The sequence below is a fragment of the Flavobacterium johnsoniae genome (assembly GCF_030388325.1).
Classification (GTDB): domain Bacteria; phylum Bacteroidota; class Bacteroidia; order Flavobacteriales; family Flavobacteriaceae; genus Flavobacterium; species Flavobacterium johnsoniae_C.
Map to the genome: position 1 here is coordinate 3787086 of NZ_CP103794.1, position 15673 is coordinate 3802758.

Annotated in this window: 15 protein-coding genes; 5 read left to right on the top strand and 10 right to left on the bottom strand. The window is 32.0% G+C overall.

The genetic code is table 11. From position 1 onward, the window contains the following. Positions 1-54: 54 nt before the first annotated feature. Together NYQ10_RS16625 and NYQ10_RS16630 are read right to left on the bottom strand one after the other, a co-directional pair. Positions 55-1023: a YpdA family putative bacillithiol disulfide reductase gene (locus NYQ10_RS16625; RefSeq protein ID WP_289877344.1), complete on the bottom strand. Its 969-nt coding sequence runs from the start codon at positions 1021-1023 to the stop codon at positions 55-57. Between the two features lies 1 nt (position 1024). Further along, a complete protein-coding gene (locus NYQ10_RS16630) occupies positions 1025-1498 on the bottom strand; it encodes a CYTH domain-containing protein (protein ID WP_289877345.1) in 474 nt (157 codons plus the stop codon). Between the two features lie 184 nt (positions 1499-1682). On the opposite strand from NYQ10_RS16630, the gene NYQ10_RS16635 reads away from it, so the two are divergent. Beyond that, positions 1683-2594 carry an OmpA family protein gene (locus NYQ10_RS16635; RefSeq protein ID WP_289877346.1) on the top strand — a complete coding sequence of 304 codons (912 nt, stop codon included), beginning with the start codon at positions 1683-1685 and terminating at the stop codon, positions 2592-2594. 16 nt (positions 2595-2610) lie between these two features. Then, positions 2611-3156, top strand: a complete 546-nt coding sequence (locus NYQ10_RS16640; RefSeq protein WP_289877347.1) for a hypothetical protein — start codon at positions 2611-2613, stop codon at positions 3154-3156. 160 nt (positions 3157-3316) lie between these two features. On the opposite strand, the gene NYQ10_RS16645 is transcribed toward NYQ10_RS16640, so the two are convergent. The 6 genes from NYQ10_RS16645 to NYQ10_RS16670 all read right to left on the bottom strand — a co-directional run bounded on the left by NYQ10_RS16645 (position 3317) and on the right by NYQ10_RS16670 (position 10084). Continuing rightward, positions 3317-4354, bottom strand: a complete 1038-nt coding sequence (locus tag NYQ10_RS16645; protein WP_289877348.1) for an o-succinylbenzoate synthase — start codon at positions 4352-4354, stop codon at positions 3317-3319. Positions 4355-4435: 81 nt separating this feature from the next. Next, a complete protein-coding gene (locus NYQ10_RS16650; RefSeq protein ID WP_289877349.1) occupies positions 4436-5674 on the bottom strand; it encodes a tetratricopeptide repeat protein in 1239 nt (412 codons plus the stop codon). Positions 5675-5915: 241 nt separating this feature from the next. Further along, positions 5916-6593 carry a metal-dependent hydrolase gene (locus NYQ10_RS16655; protein ID WP_289877350.1) on the bottom strand — a complete coding sequence of 226 codons (678 nt, stop codon included), beginning with the start codon at positions 6591-6593 and terminating at the stop codon, positions 5916-5918. Positions 6594-6621: 28 nt separating this feature from the next. Continuing rightward, positions 6622-7584, bottom strand: a complete 963-nt coding sequence (gene menA, locus NYQ10_RS16660) for a 1,4-dihydroxy-2-naphthoate octaprenyltransferase (RefSeq protein ID WP_289877351.1) — start codon at positions 7582-7584, stop codon at positions 6622-6624. Between the two features lie 94 nt (positions 7585-7678). After that, positions 7679-8512: a 1,4-dihydroxy-2-naphthoyl-CoA synthase gene (locus NYQ10_RS16665; protein WP_053473251.1), complete on the bottom strand. Its 834-nt coding sequence runs from the start codon at positions 8510-8512 to the stop codon at positions 7679-7681. Between the two features lie 720 nt (positions 8513-9232). Continuing rightward, on the bottom strand, positions 9233-10084 hold the full coding sequence (locus tag NYQ10_RS16670) for a CvfB family protein (RefSeq protein ID WP_289877352.1): 852 nt from the start codon (positions 10082-10084) through the stop codon (positions 9233-9235). Positions 10085-10241: 157 nt separating this feature from the next. On the opposite strand from NYQ10_RS16670, the gene NYQ10_RS16675 reads away from it, so the two are divergent. Next, complete coding sequence (locus NYQ10_RS16675; RefSeq protein ID WP_289877353.1) at positions 10242-11588, top strand: M20/M25/M40 family metallo-hydrolase; 1347 nt, start codon at positions 10242-10244, stop codon at positions 11586-11588. 44 nt (positions 11589-11632) lie between these two features. Here NYQ10_RS16675 and NYQ10_RS16680 read toward each other — a convergent pair whose 3' ends face one another. Together NYQ10_RS16680 and menD are read right to left on the bottom strand one after the other, a co-directional pair. Next, complete coding sequence (locus NYQ10_RS16680; RefSeq protein WP_289877354.1) at positions 11633-11974, bottom strand: DUF2853 family protein; 342 nt, start codon at positions 11972-11974, stop codon at positions 11633-11635. A 91-nt stretch (positions 11975-12065) separates the two neighbouring features. Then, positions 12066-13727, bottom strand: coding sequence for a 2-succinyl-5-enolpyruvyl-6-hydroxy-3-cyclohexene-1-carboxylic-acid synthase (menD, locus tag NYQ10_RS16685; protein WP_289877355.1), 1662 nt, complete (start codon positions 13725-13727; stop codon positions 12066-12068). 177 nt (positions 13728-13904) lie between these two features. Between menD and NYQ10_RS16690 the strand changes: the two genes are divergently transcribed. After that, a complete protein-coding gene (locus NYQ10_RS16690; protein WP_289877356.1) occupies positions 13905-15080 on the top strand; it encodes a thioredoxin family protein in 1176 nt (391 codons plus the stop codon). A gap of 14 nt (positions 15081-15094) precedes the next feature. Next, positions 15095-15592 carry a GNAT family N-acetyltransferase gene (locus NYQ10_RS16695; protein ID WP_289877357.1) on the top strand — a complete coding sequence of 166 codons (498 nt, stop codon included), beginning with the start codon at positions 15095-15097 and terminating at the stop codon, positions 15590-15592. Positions 15593-15673: the final 81 nt, after the last annotated feature.

A 15673-nucleotide genomic window follows, 5' to 3' on the forward strand; every position in this document is an offset into this window, starting at 1 on the left:
AAAAAGATTTCAATGATTAATCCTTTGAATCCTTTAATCTGTGGTAAACTTTTTTTATTTCGAAGTGATATAATCCACAATCATATTAGCGTGAATTCTTGAATTTTCAATAAACCACTTATGTGTTTGCATTCCGCCACAGACAACGCCCGCAAGAAATAATCCTTCAATATTTGTTTCCATAGTTTCTGGATTATAATTTGGAATTTTCAATTCATCATCAGAAAGTTGAATTCCGATGTTTTCTAAGAAATTTAAATCCGGTTTGTAGCCAGTTAAAGCCAAAACGAAATCATTCTCAATTGTAATTTTTCCGTTAGGAGTTTCAATCTCAACCTCATTTTCTCTAATTTCAGTAATATTAGATTCAAAATAAGCTTTTATACTTCCTTCTTCAATACGGTTTTCTATATCTGGTTTTACCCAATATTTCACACGATTGTTGATTTCGTTTTTACGAATAACCATTGTTACTTCGGCGCCTTTTCTCCAACATTCCAGAGCTGCATCTACAGAAGAATTATTGGCTCCCACAACTAAAACTTTTCTAAAAGCATATTCGTGAGCTTCTTTATAATAATGACGAACTTTCGGAAGGCTTTCACCTAAAACATTCATTTCAATCGGAATATCATAAAAGCCAGTTGCAATTACTACATTTTTAGATGAATAGTTTTGCTTATCGGTTTTAATTTGAAAAACACCATTTTCTTTTTGAACATCAATAACTTTTTCAAACAAATTGATATTGAATTTAAAATAACGGTGAATATTTCTGTAATATTCTAAAGCTTCCTGACGCCCAGGTTTTGGCGCTAAACAATTAAACGGAATTTCTCCAATTTCTAATCTTTCTGCTGTTGAAAAAAAAGTCATATACAACGGATAATTGAAAATACTGTTTACAATTGCTCCTTTTTCAATAATTAAATATTTCAGATTTTTCTTTTCTGCTTCTATCGCACAAGCCAAACCAATTGGTCCACCTCCTACAATAATAAGGTCGTATGTTGATTCTGTCATTTTATTTTTGCCAGTCTTTAAAAGGATTCTTGCTCAAATAGGCGTTGTAATATCTTTGGTCGTTTGTTACTTCTTCACCAAGCCATTCTGGTTTTTCAAAAGCTTCATCTTCAGAATTTAATTCAATTTCTGCCATAACTAAGCCTTCATTCTCGCCGTAAAATTCGTCTACTTCATAAACATGAATTCCTGCTTTAATTTCATAGCGAGTCTTTTCAATTTTTCCTTTTTCGCAAAGTTTCAAAAGCTCTTGCGCTTCATCAATTGGAATTTCATTTTCCCATTCGAAACGAGACATACCGCCGCTTTGACCGATACCTTTTATGGTTATAAAGCCTTTATTTCCTTTAATTCTCACTCTAACAGTGCGTTCAGGAACAGAACTTAAATAACCTTGAGCAATTTGATTCTGAGCAAAAGCTTGATTCTTGAAGTCGTTAGATTTTACAAGAAATTTTCTTTCTATTTCGACCATTTTTTAATTTGAATTATTTTTAATGCAAGTTACTCATTTAAATTTAGAGGTTACGAAATAACAAAATCAAAAATATGTTAATTGAATTTTTGGCACACAAAGACAAAACATTAAAATAACTGATTATTAATACGTTACCTATTATTTTTTTAGTTAAATTTGAGAGAATCTAAACTCATCATCTATGTCTAAAAAAGCACTTTATCTATTAGGCATTGCGATAACCATTATTTTAGGTACATTTTTATATCTAAAATTCTGCTGCAACTGCTCTGACAAAACAACAACAGATGATGCTCCTAAAATAGTTTCCCCAGCTGTTCAAGAGCCAAATTTTGTTCCGTTTGTATTAAATGGTTCGGGAATTGAATATCAAACACATGATAATCTCAAGTTCCTTAAAAACAGCGCCATTCTCGTAATGCCTGTAAGCGATTCTGTAACAACTGGTATCGAAAAATTGAAAGCTTTCTTGTCTTCAAACCCGAAACAAAAAGTAACAATAACCGGTTATGCCACATCTGACGAGAAAAACACTACTACTTTTGAAAATCTTGGATTGGCGAGAGCAAATGATGTCAAGAATTATTTTGTTTCAAAAGGAATGTCGGAAAACCAATTCAATACAAAAGGAGAAATTCTAGACAACTGGAAAATGAGTGCAGATACTCTTCTTGGACCTGCTGATTATTCATTTGATGCAATTGACTCTACTTCAGCTGTTAGTAACGAATCGAGTGCATTAAGAGATAAAATTAATGCAGATCCTTTAATTCTTCATTTTAATACAAATCAATCCCGACTAAATTTAACTGATGCGGAAAAGCAAAAAATTACTGCAATTTCTCAATACTTAGAACAAGTCAAAGACGCTGTTGTTCTAGTTGTAGGGCATTCAGATAATGTCGGAAATCGTGATTCTAACATCATTTTAGGTCAAAAAAGAGCTGATTTTTCTAAAAATTATCTTTCTAAAAACGGTATTGATGCGGCAAGAATTGAAACTTCTTCTAAAGGTCCAGATGAACCTATCGGCGATAACAATACTTCTGAAGGCAAAGCAGAAAACCGAAGAACTGTCATTACAATTAAATAATTAAAAACATACAATCATGAACATACCTTGTATCTTAATACCTGCTCTAGTAGGCCTTATATGTGGAATTTTAGGTTATTTACTAGGAAAAATGAATTCTAAAAATGATGATTCGTTAGCATTGTCTTTACAAGCTGATTTAGATGCATGCAAAGCAAATACTAAGAACTTGAATGCTAGAATTGCTACTTTGGAAGCAGATTTAGCTGCAAAAGCAAAAGTAACAACTCAGTCATTTGCTGCAGCTGCTCCAACTTTAATTCCGTTTGACGCCACTTTGGCAGCAAATGTTTTAGGCAAAAAAATAAAAGAAAACGATTTGAAAATTGTCGAAGGAATCGGACCAAAAATAGAAGCTTTATTTAATAATGATGGCATCAAAACTTGGCATGAATTATCTCAAGCGTCAACTGAAAAACTGCAATCTATTTTGGATTCTGGCGGAGAAAATTACGCTATACATAATCCAAGTACTTGGGCTAAACAAGCTTTGTTAGCTTATCAAGGAAAATGGCAGGAATTAAAAGATTGGCAAGACAGTCTTTTAGGTGGAAAAGAGTAAAATATAGGTTTAGAGGGACAGAGTTACAAAGAAACAAAGGTTTATCTTTTGTGCAAAACTCCGTCCCTTTTGCTTTTATTTTTTCTCCTATCTTAAATCACAAAAAAAGGTACAAAGTTTTAAACCTTTGGACCTTTTTCCCTTTGTTACTTTAAACCTTCTAAAAAAAATCCGATTGCCATTCTTTTGAATTGTTATACCAAAGTTTTCCATTTTTAACTTCAAGCGGACAATCTATATTATTAGTATATAAAGCGCCGGTTCCTAAACCTTGTGGCATTTCTGAATTTAAAGTAAATGTCCACTGTGCAATTGCATTAAGTCCAATGTTGCTTTCTAAAGCAGATGTAATCCACCAGCCAATATTATATTTATTAGCTAAATCTATCCATTCTTTTGTTCCTTTGAAACCGCCAATAAAACTTGGTTTCAAAATTATATATTGTGGTTTGATTTTTTGTAACAGATTTTCTTTTTCTTCGAATGGAAATACGCCAATTAATTCTTCATCTAAAGCAATTGGAAATGGCGTTTCTTTACAAAGTTCTGCCATTTCTAAAATATTCCCCTTTTTAATTGGCTGTTCTATACTATGGAGCTGAAATTGATTAAGTTGCTTTAATTTATCTAAAGCTTCACTTTTATCAAAAGCACCATTTGCATCGACTCTAATTTCGACCTCTTCGGGTGAAAAGTGACTTCTAATAAACTGCAATAATTCTAATTCTTTTTGAAAATCAATTGCTCCAATTTTAAGCTTTATACAATTAAAACCAGTTGCTAATTTTTCTTCAATCTGTTCTTTCATAAAAGAAGCTTCTCCCATCCAAACTAAACCATTTATGTTAATGGAACTTGTTTGTTTAGTAAAATCAGATGGAAATAAAATATACGGATTTTCGCTTTTTAAGGATAGAAAAGCCATTTCTACACCAAATTGAATAGAAGGAAATTCTAATAGAGAATTCCAAAGTTTTGTTTCTCCTAAATGAATATTATCGCAAGTCCATTTTAGTTTTTCTTCATAATCTGGGCGATCGTCAGCACTCAAACCTCTTAAAATACCACATTCGCCTATTCCTTTTTTACCATTTTCTTCGAGAATTATAAACCAAGTTTCTTTTTCGGTCATAACGCCTCTAGAAGTTCCAGAAGGGCGTTTAAAATCGAGTAAATATTTGTGGTAAGAAGCTTTCATTTTTTAAGGTGCTAAGATGGTAAGATAATGAGGTGCTAAGATTAACAAAGAGAATCTATGAAACATTTCATATCTAAGAACTTAATTATATAATTTTAATATTCTTTCGAAATCTTTAGACGGAAGTCCAGCTTTTTCAAAGGCTGCAAAATCTAATTTCGTTTTTGCAATCCAGCTTAAACTGTCTGTTACGTTTTGAGTTTGGTATTTTTTGTAGATTGTTTTTGCTGAACTGTAATCACCGTTTACTAAATAAGTGTGTGCCAAATTTAGTTTAATCATCAATTCGGTATCATCTAGTTTTTCTCCTTCTAGCAATACTTTTAATGCTTTTGCATATTGCTTTGTCAAAATGTAGCAATATCCTAATGAACTATAATCTAAAGCCGTAGCTTTTCCTTCGTTTACAATTGTATTAAATTTTGGAATCGCTTCATTATATTTTTGACTTTTAATTAAAGAAGCTGCTTGCGTTCTTAAATCATTGAAGACATTTTTAGAAATGTCCGCATCTTTATAACACGCATTTCCGAAATCTTTGTAGACTTTTGTTTTTTCAACAGCTAATAATTTTTGAAACTCATCATAGCGATACTGTTTCATTATTTTATTTAAAATGCAAACACAGAAATCATCAGAATTGGCCATTTTTTGAGCCATTGTAGAAGTTTTACACAGGCTTATAATTTCGTTTTTATTGTCTTGATTCCAGCCACGACTCAATTTTGTATCGACCCAAGGCACAACTTCTAAAACTACTTTTTGACTCAAAATCCAATTTTTGCTTTCAAAACCAAACCAAATAGTGCTGATATTTTCTTTAAGACAAGAAGATCTATTTACTGACAATCTTTTGGCATCTTTGCTAACAGGTTCAGCCTGAGAATAACATGCTTTGTCTATTTTGCCGTCTGCGATATATTTTTTTGCATTTTCATTTGAGGTAAAAATGGAATACGTACATTCATCATCTCCGGAAATTTTGGACATCAAAAAAACTGCTCCAGCCGATCCCTGACTAACTCCTGTTGGATCTGGAATAGATTTCAATAAAGAAACCAGGCTGTTCGCCATTTCCTGATTTTTATCTAAAAGTGTGATTCTATAAACAATTTCTGTAGTTCCAACGGGTAAATCTTCTGTTGGTATCGAAATTCTATCTCGCGCAGGAACCATAATTTCTTTGGTTGTAGCACGCTCTTTGTCCCAATAACCATCTTTTTGAGCAAAAGCGTTAAAAGAAAAAGTAATTAAAAGAGACAGAATTATTTTTTTGAAAGTTGAATTTTGTGAGGATGTTTTAATTGCCACAGATTTCACAGATTAAAATGATTTTTATTTTAAAAACTTCACGAAATGAATAACATAGATTGTGCCAAATAACTTTCTTATGAAAATGAGCGCCCTAGCCCGATTACTTCACTAAAATTTTATTTTTATTGGAGTTCAGTGAACTTCGTTTGTAGCGATATCCTTTTGTGGTCTCTTTTTTTTACGAGACCACAAAAGATATAACGTATAGCGGGATTAGCTCCTTCCTTCGACTTCGCTCAGGATAAAATTATAATTCTATTGATTCTCCGATTTGTAAAAGCATTAAATCTTTTCCTTTATCGAAAAATTTACGAATCGCTTCTTCATGATTGATTTCGATATAACCAAATGTATCGAAATGATAGCCTAAAATTTTATCGCATTCTACAAAATCAGAAGCAATAATAGCATCTTCAACATCCATTGTAAAATTATTGCCGATTGGAAGAATTACTAAATCTAATTCTGTGCGAAGCGGAATTAACTTCATATCGTAAGTCAAAGCAGTATCTCCAGCGATGTAAATGTTTTTATGTTCGCCTTCGATAACAAATCCGCCAGGATTTCCTCCGTAAGATCCATCTGGAAAACTACTTGAGTGAATTGCAGTTACATATTTTACATTTCCAAAATCGAATTTCCAGCTTCCACCGTGATTCATTGGATGCGATTTGAATCCTTTGTTTCCATAATAAGTTGCAATTTCTGCGTTTGAAACAATAACTGCATTTGTGTTTTTTGCAATCGCTTCAACGTCTAAAACGTGATCGCCATGTGCATGTGTAAGCAAAATATAATCTGCTTTTAGCGAATTAATATCAATTGCTGCGGCTTGCGGATTTCCTGTAATAAATGGATCCACAATAATATTTTTTCCTCCAACTTCAATTCCTAATGAAGCGTGTCCGTAAAATGTAATTTTCATTTTTTCACCTTTTTTAATTAATGGTATTTTATCTTCCTCCTAAAAACAGGTTTACAATAATGTCTGAAATCAACGAAATCATACAAACTGTCAATAAAATTGAAAGTAAAAATGTACTTAGTGCCAGTTTTTTCAATTCTGGATCTAATAATTTTGGATTTTGATTTTTATAAACCGTAATTAAATGTTTAGTTAATGGAATGTAAGCCAATAAAAACAAATACTGATCAAAATTGTAATCGCTCAAAACAGCAAAAACAACTACCAAAATCATTGCAGTAATTATTAATGTGTAATGATAAACTTTTGCATTTTCAGCTCCAATTTGCACTACAATTGTATTTTTACCTGCTTTTTTATCAGATTCCTGATCTCGCATATTGTTTAAGTTTAAAACTCCAACGCTCAATAATCCAATTGAAATTGCTGGAAGAATCAAAAGCGGATCAATTTCTTTTGCATACAAAAAGTTAACACCTAAAGTGCTTACTAATCCGAAAAAGACAAATACAAATACATCTCCAAATCCTCTATATCCGTAAGCAGAATTTCCAACTGTATATCGAATTGCAGACACGATTGCAGCAATTCCTAACAATAAGAAAAAGATTGAGTAACCAAAATTGTCTTTTCCGAAAGCAAAATAAATCAAGATTATTGCTGATAATAAAGTCAATAACGACGTAATTATAATGGCTTTTTTCATTGCCTGAGGCGTGATAACACCGCTCTGAATAGCTCGCTGTGGCCCAACTCGATCTGCATTATCAGTTCCTTTTACCCCATCTCCATAATCGTTGGCAAAGTTCGACAAAACCTGCAAACCTAATGTTGTTAAAAGTGCAAAACCAAAAACTTTCCAGCTAAATACTTCTGTAGGTGTGTTAATAGTTTCTGTTGGATTAGACAATGCGTAAATACTTCCAACTATAATTCCAGAAACGGATAAAGGTAATGTGCGCAATCTTGCGGCTTCAATCCAATGTTTCATTTATGTTTTTGTTTATTTGGTTTCATGTTTCAAGTTTCAAGTTATTTACAAAACGTGTAACCTGAAACTTGAAACCTGAAACAATTTATTTAATTTAAGGCAACCATTTATTTTCACCAAAGTTTGGTTTTCTTTTTTCTAAGAAAGCATTTCTTCCTTCTTTAGCTTCTTCAGTCATGTAAGCTAAACGAGTTGCTTCTCCTGCAAAAACTTGTTGTCCAACCATTCCGTCGTCTGTTAAGTTCATGGCAAATTTTAGCATTTTTATAGAAGTTGGCGATTTCTGAAGGATTTCTTGAGCCCATTCGTAAGCGGTCGCTTCTAATTCGTCATGTGGAATTACAGCATTTACCATTCCCATTTCGAAAGCTTCTTGTGCAGAATAATTTCTACCTAAAAAGAAAATTTCACGTGCTTTTTTCTGACCAACCATTTTAGCCAAATATGCTGATCCGTAACCACCGTCAAAGCTAGTTACGTCTGCATCTGTTTGTTTAAAAATAGCATGTTCTTTACTTGCAAGCGTCATATCGCAAACTACGTGCAAACTATGTCCGCCACCAACAGCCCAGCCAGGAACAACAGCAATTACAACTTTTGGCATAAAACGAATTAAACGCTGTACTTCTAGAATATTCAGACGGTGTTGTCCGTCTTCTCCAACATATCCCTGATGTCCGCGCGCATTTTGATCACCGCCGCTGCAGAAAGAATAAACTCCATCTTTGGTCGAAGGACCTTCTGCAGAAAGTAAAACTACTCCAATTGAAGTGTCTTCTTGTGCATCATAAAAAGCTTGGTATAATTCTGAAGTAGTTTTAGGACGGAAAGCATTTCTAACATTTGGTCTGTTAAAGGCTATTCTCGCTACTCCATTACATTTTTTATAGGTTATATCTTCAAATTCTCTGGCTGTAATCCAATCCATTTTGATTTTTTTGTTTAAAATAATTATAGCGTAAAAATAAGGCATTTTTCCTATTTTACCTACTCAAATTACTTTAAGTCTTTAGCAAATTATCCTGCAATGTTAACAATTGGTATTTACTTACAAAAAATAACATTTTTTAACATTAGTTTAGAAAAATAATAATTAATTTTACACCCTAGAAATCAATAAGATACATTTTATTTATCAGATTTCAGATTGATTTTCTTTCACTGATTTATTAACCTAAAAAATGATTTTTTTGAGAAAATTTAAAAAATTTGTCGCTCATTTTTTTAGGGTTTTAATTAATAGACCTCAAAACAAAGAGCAAATGATTTATGTGTTAGTCGAAACTTCAAAGAGAAAAAAGTAACACCTAAGGTTAAAAGTTAGAATTGTATCTATAATTAGTATATAAATGATAACGAAGAAGAGGAAAAAGTACTAATTCACACTTTCTAAAAGTTATTTTATAAACCAATGGTTAAGCCGTGAAATTATCTTTTTGCTTTTAAGATTTATGCATCAAATTATTTAAAAGACATACCGTCGATAGGATAATTTCTAAAATTTATAAAGCTATTATCCAGAGAGGGATTCGAATTATTTTATTTCTGTTTTTTTTTAATTACAATTTTTTTTAAAACTAGAATAAAAAGCGAAAGGCTGCTTGTAATGAGCAGCCTTTTGTATTATTATACTTTAGAATTCAATCTTTTAATTGATAAGATAAATTCCGTCTTCTTTGATTTCGATTAATTTTTCTTTGTATAAAGAACCAATCGCTTTTTTAAATGATTTTTTACTCATTTTCAAAACGGTCTTAATGTCTTCTGGATGCGAATTATCATTTAAACGAAGAAAACCTCTGCTTGCTCTCAATTCGCTTAGAATTTTTTCAGCATTTGGCTCGATACTTTCAAAACCTTGTGCTTGAATGGCAACATCAATTTTATTGTCAGGACGAATATTTTTAATATAACCGCGCATTCTGTCGCCAGTTCTTATCGAATCATCATAAACTTCATCTTTATATAAAAGGCCTTTATGTTGCTCGTTTATAATTACATTTATTCCCATATCTGTAATATGAGAAACAATTAAATCTACTTCTTCTCCTTTTTCAACCGTCAATTGATCATTGCTCAAAAACTGATTTGTTTTACTCGAAGCAACCAAACGATTGGTTTGTTTGTCCATATATAAGTAAACCAAATAACGTTTTCCTTTTTCCATTGGGCGTGCTTGTTCTTTAAACGGAACAAGAATGTCTTTTTCCATTCCCCAATCCATAAAAGCACCAACATTATTAATGTAATTTACTCTTAAAAGCGCAAATTCATTCAATAAAATATAAGGAACTAAAGTCGTTGCAACTGGTCGTTGTTCGTGATCCAAGTAAACAAAAACAATCAGTTCTTCTCCAATTTCAAATACTTTTGGAACATATTTATTTGGAAGTAAAACATCATGAATTCCTTCTGGATCGCTTTCAGGATTTCCTAAAAACAAACCAACTTTGGTATCACGCAATATAGTTAGGGTATTGTAATTTCCTATTTCTAGCATTTTCTAAATATTCTAAGTTGATATACAACTAAGTTTGTGAGGTGCAAAGGTACGAAGTTTGAAAATGGTAAAACAAAAAATGTTTTAGATAAAAACACTTTATAGACTAATCAATTTTTAGTTAAATTTGAAAATATCTATAATTAATCCCAAATCAATGAAAAAGACTCTCTTTTACTCCATTTTTTCCTTTTTATTTTTTACACAGCTTACCGTTTCGCAAGTTGCTGAAGATCCAGAAATAAAGAAAATGATTAGCGAAATCAAAGCCGAAAACCTTGAAGCAACTATTCATAAATTGGTTTCTTTTGGAACAAGACACACTTTAAGCGATACTAAAAGCAAAACAAAAGGAATGGGCGCTGCTCAGCAATGGGTAAAAAGTGAGTTTGACAAAGCTGCTCTTGAATCTGGCGGAAGATTAACGGCAACTATTGATTATTTTACTGCAAAAGCAGATGGAAAAAGAGTTCCGACTGACAGTTATATCGGAAATGTAATGGCAACTCTTAAAGGTATAGATCCAACGGATGATCGCGTTCTTATCATAAGCGGACATCTAGATTCTCGTGTGACTGATGTAATGAATGTTAAATCTAATGCCCCTGGCGCTAACGATGACGGTTCTGGAGTTGCTGCCTTAATTGAATTAGCAAAAGTGATGAGTAAAAGATCTTTCTCTGCCACCATTATTTTTGTCGCTGTTACTGGAGAAGAACAAGGACTTATTGGTGCACGCTATCTTGCCGAAAAAGCAAAAGCTTCTAATTGGAATATTTTAGCAATGCTTAACAATGACATGATTGGAAATAGTTTATCTAGCGGAACAAATTTGAGAGATAATACTCAAGTTCGTGTTTTTAGTGAAACTATTCCGTATTTAGAAACTGAGGAAGAAGCAAAAATGCGAAAAGCAACAAACCGAGATAATGACAGTCCGTCGAGATTATTGGCTCGTTATATTAAAACAACTACAGAGCAATATGTAGATCAGTTGTCGGTTAAATTGGTTTATCGAAATGATCGCTTTCTTCGTGGCGGAGATCATACGCCATTTAGTCAAAACGGATTTACAGCGGTTCGCTTATGCGAAATGAATGAAAATTTCGATCATCAACATCAAGATTTAAGAACAGAAAACAATGTCGTTTATGGAGATCTTCCTGGATTTATGGACTTTGAATATCTTAGAAAGAATACTTGTGCTAATTTAGCTACGCTTGCAAATTTAGCATCATCTCCAAAATCGCCTACAAATGTTGGAATCGAAGTAAAAAAACTTTCTAATTCTTCTACACTTATTTGGTCTGCTCCTGAAAAGGCTCCGTATGGTTATCAAATTTTAATGAGAGAAACGGCGTCTTCTCATTGGGAAAAAACATTTTTTACAAAAGAAACTCAGATAGAAATTCCATATTCTAAAGACAATTACTTTTTTGCCGTACAAGCTGTAGATGTTTTAGGACATGCAAGTCTTCCTATATTTCCTATTCCGATACGATAAAATAAAAACAAAAAGCGCCTTTAATGGGCGCTTTTATTTTTTAACTATTTGTAGATACTTTCTTTTTTGAAATGTACCGTCAACAAATAATATACTACAGCTCTGTATTTGTGTTTATTAGATTTTCCGTATTGTTCTAATACTGCATGAATCGTTCCGAACAATTCTGGGTTATCTTTAAGACCAAGTTTTTTTACTAAAAAGTTCTTTTTAACAGTTTCTATTTCAGATTCTTGAGTCCCTGCAACTACAGATGCATCATCATTGTATATCGATGGACCACATCCAATTGTAACTTTCGTCAATAAATCCATGTTTGGAGTTACTCCGCATTTTTCTTTTAAATCCTTCGCATACTTTGCGATTAATTCGTCTCTCTTACTCATAATACTTTTTTAATATTGGTTATTATTATACACCAATATTAAAACATATTTCAAAATAAAAAATAAATTTTAACAATATTTAACTTACAAATTAAGCTAGTTGTTTAAAATACTGTTTTAGAACTTTATCATTTTCTGTTGTTGGAGTAAAAACTTCTAAAATCATGGGAATATCATTTTGATTATACATTTCTTGAATACCATTTTGTAATGATTTTTCGTCTGAAGCTTTTAAATATTGTAATTGGTACATTTTAGCCAAATGTTCTGCCGTTAAATGGTGTGAAGTTTCAAAATACGTATTAAAAACAGGCTTTTCCTGATGCCCAGGAAGGATTCTGAAAATGCCTCCTCCTCCATTATTTACAATAATAATTTTGAAATTACTTGGAATATAAGAATTCCAAAGCGCATTGCTGTCGTATAAAAAGCTAATATCTCCTGTAATGAAAACTGTTTGTTTTTCATTTCCTACTGCTGCTCCAATTGCCGTGGAAGTGCTTCCATCGATTCCGCTGGTTCCGCGATTGCAAAAAACTTCGATTGATTCATCAATATCAATTAATTGAGCATAACGAATTGCAGAGCTGTTGCTAATCTGAAGCTGGCTGTTTTTAGGAAGCGATTCTATTATCCTTTCAAAAACTTTAAAATCTGAAAAGGCAACTGTATTTAAATACTCTTTTCTTTTGTTCAATCGAGATTTATAAACAGTATCGATATTTTTGAAATAATTACTTTTTACAGAAGCTGTTTTGGAAAGCAAATCTTTGAAAAAATTATTTGGTTGCATTTCAAAATGTTTAGTCAATGCACCAAACGTATCATACGCACGTAACATATCTATGTGCCAATGATGCTTCGGTTTGTATTTTCTTAAAAATCCTTTGATTCTTTTTGAAACTACCATTCCTCCAAAAGTCACTAAAACTTCAGGATTAAATGCTGCAAAATCAGAATCATCAAATGGCGTAATTAAAGTATCAATTGAACTGATAAAATTTGGATGATGTAAGTTAGAAGTCGTTTCTGTCAAAACCACAATTGATGGATCTGAAGCTAGATTTTCGATAATTTCTTTTTCTATAACATTAGCTTCATTTACTCCGATTAAGATTAATTTTCGCTTGGCATTATTCCAAACAGAAACAATTTCATCAACGTTTTGAATGTTTTTTACACTTTCTTTAGTTTCTAGATTGCTGATTTTTGGTTTTACAGAAAGTTCCTCTGTAGTTTCATATAAAGGTTCCTCAAAAGGTGCATTAATATGAACTGGACCTTTTAATCGAATAGCAGTTTCTACAGCTAAATTGATTTTTAAATCATTTTCTTCTGAAGCTTCTTCTGTCAAATTTGCATTAAAAACAGAATGATTTGCAAAAACATTTTCTTGACGAATGGTTTGTCCATCGCCAATATCTATTTTATTCTGCGGACGATCTGCAGAAATCACAATTAGCGGAATCTGGCTGTAAAAAGCTTCCGCAAAAGCTGGATAATAATTTAATAAAGCTGATCCTGATGTACAAACAATTGCTGTTGGTTGTTTGGTTTGCTGTGCAATTCCTAAAGCAAAAAAAGCAGCGCAACGTTCATCTGCAATGCTATAACATTTAAAATTAGAATTTTGAGCAAATCCGATGGTTAAGGGAGCATTTCTAGATCCTGGAGAAATAATAATATTGACAATCCCTTTGGCAGATAAAATTTCGATAATGCTTTGTGCAAGCGCTATTTTGGGGTAAATCATTCTAGTCGTGTATTATTTTTTTAGAAAGAAAATCTGTAATCTCGATTTTCTTCTTGTTGCATACAAAGTTACAAACTTCGCAGTTCATTTAAATTATAATTAGGAATATATTAAGGCTCTTTCCCGAAAAAGGAAATATATTTGTAAAATCGAATAATTAATAAAAGCCAACTCGATATGCGTTTCTTATTTATAGCCTTTTTAGCAGTCACTTTTCAAACCGTTATTTCTCAAAATCAATTCGTTCCTGTCGATATTCCGTACAAAACTGCTTTAGAAACGGCTAAAAAAGAATCTAAACCTCTTTTTGTAATGTTATATGCAGATTGGTGTCCGCATTGCAATTTGATGAAAAGCGAGGTTTTAAGCGATTCTGCCGTAAAAGATTTCTTGAATAAGAATTTTATCTGTACTTATAAGAATATCGAAAAAGAAGAAGGAATTGCTTTAAAGAATAAATTCAAAACCAAATCTTTGCCTACTTTCTTGTTTTTAGATTCTAACGAAAATTTGATTTATGCTTTGAAAGGAGAAATGAAAAAAGCAGAATTTTTAAATGAGCTTCAATATTCTCTAAATCCAAAAATGCAATTGCCTTATTTAGAGAAAGAATTTATGGCAGATCCAAGTAATTCTGACAAATTTTTCACTTATTTGAATACTTTAAAAAAGGGAAAAGACAGAACAGAATTATCTCCAGCAACACATATTTATTTAAACACACAATCTGACAAACAGCTAATTAGCGAATTGAATTGGAGAGTTATTGCAAACGGTGTTACAGATATTAAATCGAGAGAATTTCAGTTTGTTTTACAGCATCAGAAAGAATTTGCTGCTGTTGCTTCTCAAAGTAGAATTGACAAGAAGATTGAAAATATTGTAAATGAATTACTTCGTCCGTTAGTTGATAATTTGGATACTTTAAGTTATTATAAACAAAGAGAAATTGCTAAATCTATTCGATTGCAAAAAACAGATTCTTTAGTTTTTAAATATGATTTAACTTTGGCTGAAAGAACCGAAAAATGGGATTTTTATAAAAAAGTAACCTTAGAAGACACTCAAAAATTGGTTTGGAATGATGCTAGTTTCTTAAAAGAGATTGGAAACACGTATTTCAAACATATTAATGATACAGAAAGTTTAAAAAAAGCTATTTTTTGGGTTAATCATTCCTTAGAATTAAATGATTCTTACGATGGAAATTTATTAGAAGCCAAACTTTACAACAAAATAAAAGACAAAAAGAAAGCTTTAGAATATGCTAAAAAAGCCAAAACCATTGCCAAAGAAATGGGCTGGGATTCTAAAGAAACCGACATTCTGTTAGCAGAACTAAACAAAAAATAACATAATAATTACCAATGAGCATCATTTTAAGACCGGCAACTGAAAACGATTTACAAAAAATACTAGAAATTGTAAATCATTCTATTTTACATACAACAGCCAATTATAGCTACGAAATTCAGACTTTAGAAGTTCAAAAGAAATGGTTTGAAGATAAAACAGCTAAAAATCTTCCGATTGTTGTTGCAGATTTAGATGGCGAAGTGGTTGGTTTTGGAAGTTATGGGCAATTTCGTGAAAAAATAGGCTATCAATATACTGTAGAGCATTCTGTTTATGTGGTCGATAATATTGTTGGAAAAGGAATTGGTTCTAAGCTTTTGACAGAATTAATTCGTCTGGCAAAAGAACAAGGTTATCACGTTATGATTGGCGCTATAGATGCTGATAATGCTGGAAGTATTGCTTTTCATGAAAAATTTGGCTTTGTTTCAACAGGAACAATCCGAGAAGTTGGATACAAATTTGATCACTGGCTAGATTTAGTTTTTATGCAGTTGATATTGGTTTAACAACAAAAAGCTCAAAGGATATATTTTGTCAAACTGAGCGAAGTCGAAGTTACACAAAGTGATTAAGCAATCGGGACTTCG

Coding starts and splice junctions, on each gene's coding strand:
- NYQ10_RS16625 (WP_289877344.1), bottom strand. CDS start 1,023: ATGACAGAATCAACATACGACCTTATTATTGTAGGAGGTGGACCAATT.
- NYQ10_RS16630 (WP_289877345.1), bottom strand. CDS start 1,498: ATGGTCGAAATAGAAAGAAAATTTCTTGTAAAATCTAACGACTTCAAG.
- NYQ10_RS16635 (WP_289877346.1), top strand. CDS start 1,683: ATGTCTAAAAAAGCACTTTATCTATTAGGCATTGCGATAACCATTATT.
- NYQ10_RS16640 (WP_289877347.1), top strand. CDS start 2,611: ATGAACATACCTTGTATCTTAATACCTGCTCTAGTAGGCCTTATATGT.
- NYQ10_RS16645 (WP_289877348.1), bottom strand. CDS start 4,354: ATGAAAGCTTCTTACCACAAATATTTACTCGATTTTAAACGCCCTTCT.
- NYQ10_RS16655 (WP_289877350.1), bottom strand. CDS start 6,593: ATGAAAATTACATTTTACGGACACGCTTCATTAGGAATTGAAGTTGGA.
- menA (WP_289877351.1), bottom strand. CDS start 7,584: ATGAAACATTGGATTGAAGCCGCAAGATTGCGCACATTACCTTTATCC.
- NYQ10_RS16665 (WP_053473251.1), bottom strand. CDS start 8,512: ATGGATTGGATTACAGCCAGAGAATTTGAAGATATAACCTATAAAAAA.
- NYQ10_RS16670 (WP_289877352.1), bottom strand. CDS start 10,084: ATGCTAGAAATAGGAAATTACAATACCCTAACTATATTGCGTGATACC.
- NYQ10_RS16675 (WP_289877353.1), top strand. CDS start 10,242: ATGAAAAAGACTCTCTTTTACTCCATTTTTTCCTTTTTATTTTTTACA.
- NYQ10_RS16680 (WP_289877354.1), bottom strand. CDS start 11,974: ATGAGTAAGAGAGACGAATTAATCGCAAAGTATGCGAAGGATTTAAAA.
- menD (WP_289877355.1), bottom strand. CDS start 13,727: ATGATTTACCCCAAAATAGCGCTTGCACAAAGCATTATCGAAATTTTA.
- NYQ10_RS16690 (WP_289877356.1), top strand. CDS start 13,905: ATGCGTTTCTTATTTATAGCCTTTTTAGCAGTCACTTTTCAAACCGTT.
- NYQ10_RS16695 (WP_289877357.1), top strand. CDS start 15,095: ATGAGCATCATTTTAAGACCGGCAACTGAAAACGATTTACAAAAAATA.